The following is a 4,747-nucleotide window of genomic DNA, read 5'->3' on the forward strand; positions in this document are numbered from 1 at the left end:
TGATGAGCACCGGCGGCCTGGATACTGTGGGCTCGCCGGCATTCACTGACGAGGAGTCGGCCCGCTACCGCGCCGCGGGCTGGTGGTCGGACGTGACGTTGTCCGACGCGGTTGCCCGCAACGCCGAGCAGCGCCCGGACCACTTCGCCTACATCGATCAGCCCGGCCGGTCGTTCACCTGGCGTGAATTCGATTCTGCGGCAACCGCTCTCGCTGGACAGCTGGCTGGCGTCGGTATTGCCCGAGGTGATCGAGTCGCGGTATGGCACGGTGACTCCGCGGCGATCCACTTGCTGTTCGTCGCCGTGGAACGTTGCGGCGCCGTCGTTGTCGGTATCGGCGCGCGCGCCGGCACTCGCGAAGTTGCCGCGATACTGCGCAACGCGCGGCCCAGGCTGCTGATCAGCGACGGCCAGCGCAGCGACGCCGCGACCCAGACGGCTATCGGCGAAGTCTCGATGCCGGTCCTGGTAGTGCGGGACAGCGGACGGGGTCCGCGCTTGAGCATCGAGACTGAGCCCTCGACAGTGCCGATCCGGGACGCCCTCGGCGCCGACGACGTGTTCCTGATCAACTCCACGTCTGGGACCACCGGGCTGCCTAAGTGCGTCGTGCACACCCAGAATCGTTGGCATTACTTTCATCAGAAGGCCGTGGCCAACGGGCAGCTGACGCCTGACGATGTTTTCCTGCCGGTCATCCCGATGCCTTTCGGGTTCGGAATCTGGACCAGCCACACCAGCCCGATCTATCTGGGCGCGAGCGCAGTGATCTTGGACCGCTTCTCGGCCAGGGCAACGTGCGAGGCGATCGCTGAACACCGAGTCACTGTGTTGTGCTGCGTCAGTACGCAACTGACGATGCTGATGGCCGACCGCGCTTCGCGTGACAACGACCTGAGTTCGCTGCGCGTCGTATTCACCGGCGGGGAATCGCTGCCCTACCGGCCGTCGGCGGAATTCGAAAAACTCACTGGAGCAACAATTCTGCAGTTCTATGGGTCGAATGAGACCGGGCTGCTCAGCGCCACAACAGTGAACGACTCGCAGGAGCGCCGGTTGCGCACGGCCGGACGGATCGTTCCCGAGATGTCGGTCCGCCTGTTCGACGTCGACCAAGACGTCACCGAGACCGGCAAGGGTCAGCCCGCTTGTCGCGGTCCCGCAACCAGCCTCGGGTATCTCGGGGGCACCGACCACGACCAGCTGTTCACCCGTGACGGCTGGATGCGCATGGGCGATATCTGCGAAATCGACGCCGAGGGCTACCTGAGCGTCACCGGCCGGACGTCGGATTTCATCCTGCGCGGCGGAAAGAACATCAGCGCATCCGCCGTCGAAGACGCCGCTACCACGCATCCCGCGATCGCGGTCGCAGCGGCGGTCGCAATGCCCGATCCGGTGTTCGGCGAAAAGGTCTGCCTGTATACCGAACTCGTCGACTCGCAGACGATCAACCTGTCCGACCTCGTCGAGTATCTCCTCGCGGCAGGTGTTTCCAAGGAGTTGCTTCCCGAGCGACTCATCGTGGTCGACGAGTTGCCGCGATCGTCGGGCGGCAAGATCGCCAAAAGCGCGCTGCGCGAGGACGTCAAAGCCAGGACGGAGGCCCACCATGACCACTCCTAGCCCGCGGCGAGGTGGCCTCGAGGTGTGGGCGCCGTCGGTGGTTCCGCCGATCGGAGTCGACCTTTCGGACGAGCAGGCGCTCGCGGTGGCGTTCCGTCACCTGGCCGGTATCGGGTTCGCCGAGAATCTGGCCGGACACATCACTTGGCAACCCGACGGACAGACTGACATGTTCGTAAACCCGTGGGGGCTGTGGTGGCAGGAGCTGACCGCCTCGGATATCTGCGTGGTCGGTGCCGATGCGCGAGTGATCCGCGGCCGCTGGGATGTCACTCCCGCGATCCACATTCATACCGAGCTGCACCGCGTCCGTGAAGACGCGCGAGTGGTCATTCACAATCACCCCTACTACGTGTGTGTGCTCGCAGCGCTGGGCAGATTGCCGGAACTGGTGCATCAAACCGGCTCGCTGTTCCTCGACGACCTGTGCCTGGTCGATTCATACGATGGGGAGATCGACAGCGCGACGCGTGCAGCCGATCTCGCGGCCCGCATCGGCGGGGCGAACCTGACGATTCTGGCGAATCACGGCGTCATCGCTACCGGCCGCAACCTGGCTGAGGCCGTCTACCGCGCCGCGTCGATCGAGCGAGTCTGCAAGCTGGCCTACGACGTGATGCTCACCGGCAAGGAACCTGTGCAGATGAACTGGCCGGACATGGCGGGCATGCAGCGATCGCTGATCGAGCGAGCGGCCGACGTGTACTGGGCGGGCGCCGCCCGACTGACCATCAAAGCCGATCCCACCGTTCTGAACTGAGTGAATTGCGATGAAATCTATCGACGAGCTCGCCGCCAACCTGAGCTTCACCACCGCCAAGACCGGCGACGACCGTTCAGTCACGTTCCTGCCTGATCCGCCAAGGGCGCGCCGCCGCTACACGCTGATCTCCGTCGACGATCACATCGTCGAGCCCCCGGATACGTTCACCGGCCGTCTGCCGCAACGGTTCGCTGATCGCGCCCCGAAAGTGGTTGATACTGCCGACGGCGGCCAGACGTGGGTCTATGACGATCAGGTATTGCCGAATGTCGGTTTCAACGCCGTCGTCGGCCGGCCGGTGTCGGAGTACGGCTTCGAGCCGGTCCGCTTCGATGAGATGCGCAGGGGTGCATGGGATATCGACGAGCGTGTCAGAGACATGGACCTGAACGGGGTCTACGCCTCGCTGAACTTTCCCTCGTTCCTGCCGGGTTTCGCGGGCCAGCGACTGCAGCAGGTGACCAACGATCGCGACCTCGCATTGGCCTCGGTGCGTGCGTGGAACGACTGGCACCACGACGTGTGGGCCGGTTCGCACCCGGGTCGGATCATTCCGTGCCAGTTGCCCTGGTTGCTGGATCCTGAACTCGGCGCGGAGATGATCCGTGAAAACGCCGCGCGCGGCTTTCATGCCGTCACGTTCAGTGAGAACCCGTCGATGCTGGGGTTGCCGAGCATCCACACCGGCCATTGGGATCCGATGATGGCCGCGTGCGCCGAGACCGGCACGGTGGTGAACCTGCACATCGGATCGTCGGGGTCGTCGCCGTCGACCACCGACGATGCACCACCGGATGTCCAGGGCGTGCTGTTCTTCGCCTACGCCATCTCAGCGGCGGTCGACTGGCTGTACTCCGGATTGCCGAGCAGATTCCCCGATCTCAAGATCTGTTTGTCCGAGGGCGGAATCGGCTGGGTGGCGGGGCTATTGGATCGCCTCGACCACATGCTGAGCTACCACGCGATGTACGGCACCTGGGCGGCGCTGGGGGAGACCCTGACTCCGGCGGAGGTGTTCACCCGCAATTTCTGGTTCTGCGCAGTGGAAGATAAGTCTTCTTTCGTGCAGCACGACCGCATCGGTACCGACAACATCATGCTGGAAGCTGATTACCCGCACTGTGATTCGACTTGGCCGCACACCCAGGAGACAGTGCACGAACAAATCGGCGACCTGTCACCCGAGCTGATTCGGAAGTTCACCTGGGAGAACGCTTCGCGCTTGTACCAACATCCGGTGCCTGCCGAAGTGCAGCGGGATCCAGAGTCGTTCTGACGCTACGGCGAGCAGGAGCCGCCGGGTACGTCGACCCGCCGCACGCAACGTGATCGCGTCGACCGGCATTCAGCCTGGTTAGACTGCGGTGACTGTGACCAAGAGGCGACCTGATGCTCAGCAGCGGCGACGCGAGTTATGCGACGCGGCGATCGAGCTCCTGGCGCAGGACGGTGCGCGCGGTTTGACTCATCTGCGGGTCGACCGTCGCGCGGGTGTTGCTGACGGCTCGACGTCCTTCTACTTTCATACCCGCGCGGACCTGCTGCGTGCCGTGACCAATCGCGTGGTGTCCCAAGATATCACCGATTTCGAGGCCGCAATGACCGCTGCCAAGGCAGCCGAAGGCCATCAGGAGGAGACGCTGCTGTCGAGGCTGGCCGAGCAGGCCATGCGGACAGGGGTGGAGCCGGAGCGATCGCGTGCCCGCGCCCGTTTCGAGCTGATGATGATGTCGCAGCGAGATCCCGAGCTGGCCACCGTTTTCCACGGCCTGATGGATCGCTTTGTTGCGATCGGGGAAGAGGCCGTCGCCCAACTTCAACCCCGCAACGCCGCGGTCGATACCACTTTGGTGAAGGCCCAGGCATTTGCCGTGATCACTTTCCTCGGGGGGTTCCTGTTTCGCTTGGCCAACGGCATCGCCGGATCGCATAGCGCACAGGAACTCGAGCAGTACCTGCACGCCGTCATCGCGGGCGTCGCCGCCGAGCACGCCGCGGCGAGCAATAACGGCTGATCTCAGCCAGGCGCACCCGGAACGACCAATACTCGGCCGTCCACGCCGGCGCCGCGGACCAATTCGAACGCGTCCGCGATCCGATCGAGTTGCAGCGTGTGTCCGATCACCGCGCCGGGATTTACGGCGCCGGTTGAAAATGCATCGATCACTTCGCGAAACTCGTTGGGCCGGTAGCAGACCGAGTATCGGATTGTGAGCTCTTTCAGAAGCGCCGTGATCGGCTCGACGGGCGTGGGCTCCGCGCAGGCACCGGAAATCACCAGCCGGCCCAGTGGGCGCAACGCGGCCTGGCAAGCCTGCACAAGCTCAGGGCGTCCGACACATTCGATGGCCACGTC

Annotated in this window: 5 protein-coding genes; 4 read left to right on the forward strand and 1 reads right to left on the reverse strand. The window is 64.3% G+C overall.

The window, feature by feature from the left end; genetic code table 11:
- Nucleotides 1-2: 2 nt before the first annotated feature.
- The 4 genes from VN856_RS21160 to VN856_RS21175 all read left to right on the forward strand — a co-directional run bounded on the left by VN856_RS21160 (nt 3) and on the right by VN856_RS21175 (nt 4,406).
- The gene (locus VN856_RS21160; protein ID WP_325692586.1) at nt 3-1,628 is read left to right on the forward strand and encodes a class I adenylate-forming enzyme family protein; all 1,626 of its coding nucleotides are present in this window, start codon (nt 3-5) and stop codon (nt 1,626-1,628) included.
- Nucleotides 1,615-2,388: a class II aldolase/adducin family protein gene (locus VN856_RS21165; RefSeq protein ID WP_325692588.1), complete on the forward strand. Its 774-nt coding sequence runs from the start codon at nt 1,615-1,617 to the stop codon at nt 2,386-2,388. Before VN856_RS21160 ends, VN856_RS21165 begins: the two co-directional genes overlap by 14 nt.
- Nucleotides 2,389-2,398: 10 nt before the next feature.
- Entirely contained in the window at nt 2,399-3,667 is a 1,269-nt protein-coding gene (locus VN856_RS21170; RefSeq protein WP_325692590.1) for an amidohydrolase family protein, read from the forward strand.
- Nucleotides 3,668-3,755: 88 nt separating this feature from the next.
- On the forward strand, nt 3,756-4,406 hold the full coding sequence (locus VN856_RS21175; RefSeq protein WP_325692592.1) for a TetR/AcrR family transcriptional regulator: 651 nt from the start codon (nt 3,756-3,758) through the stop codon (nt 4,404-4,406).
- Between the two features lie 2 nt (nt 4,407-4,408).
- Here VN856_RS21175 and VN856_RS21180 read toward each other — a convergent pair.
- On the reverse strand, nt 4,409-4,747 hold a 339-nt coding region (locus VN856_RS21180; RefSeq protein WP_325692594.1), incomplete at its 5' end, for a zinc-binding dehydrogenase.

It is taken from the genome of Mycobacterium sp. (assembly GCF_035603715.1).
GTDB lineage: Bacteria > Actinomycetota > Actinomycetes > Mycobacteriales > Mycobacteriaceae > Mycobacterium.

Excerpts from the sequence above, each read along its gene's own strand:
- VN856_RS21160 (WP_325692586.1), top strand. The coding sequence starts at position 3 with ATGAGCACCGGCGGCCTGGATACTGTGGGCTCGCCGGCATTCACTGAC.
- VN856_RS21165 (WP_325692588.1), top strand. The coding sequence starts at position 1,615 with ATGACCACTCCTAGCCCGCGGCGAGGTGGCCTCGAGGTGTGGGCGCCG.
- VN856_RS21170 (WP_325692590.1), top strand. The coding sequence starts at position 2,399 with ATGAAATCTATCGACGAGCTCGCCGCCAACCTGAGCTTCACCACCGCC.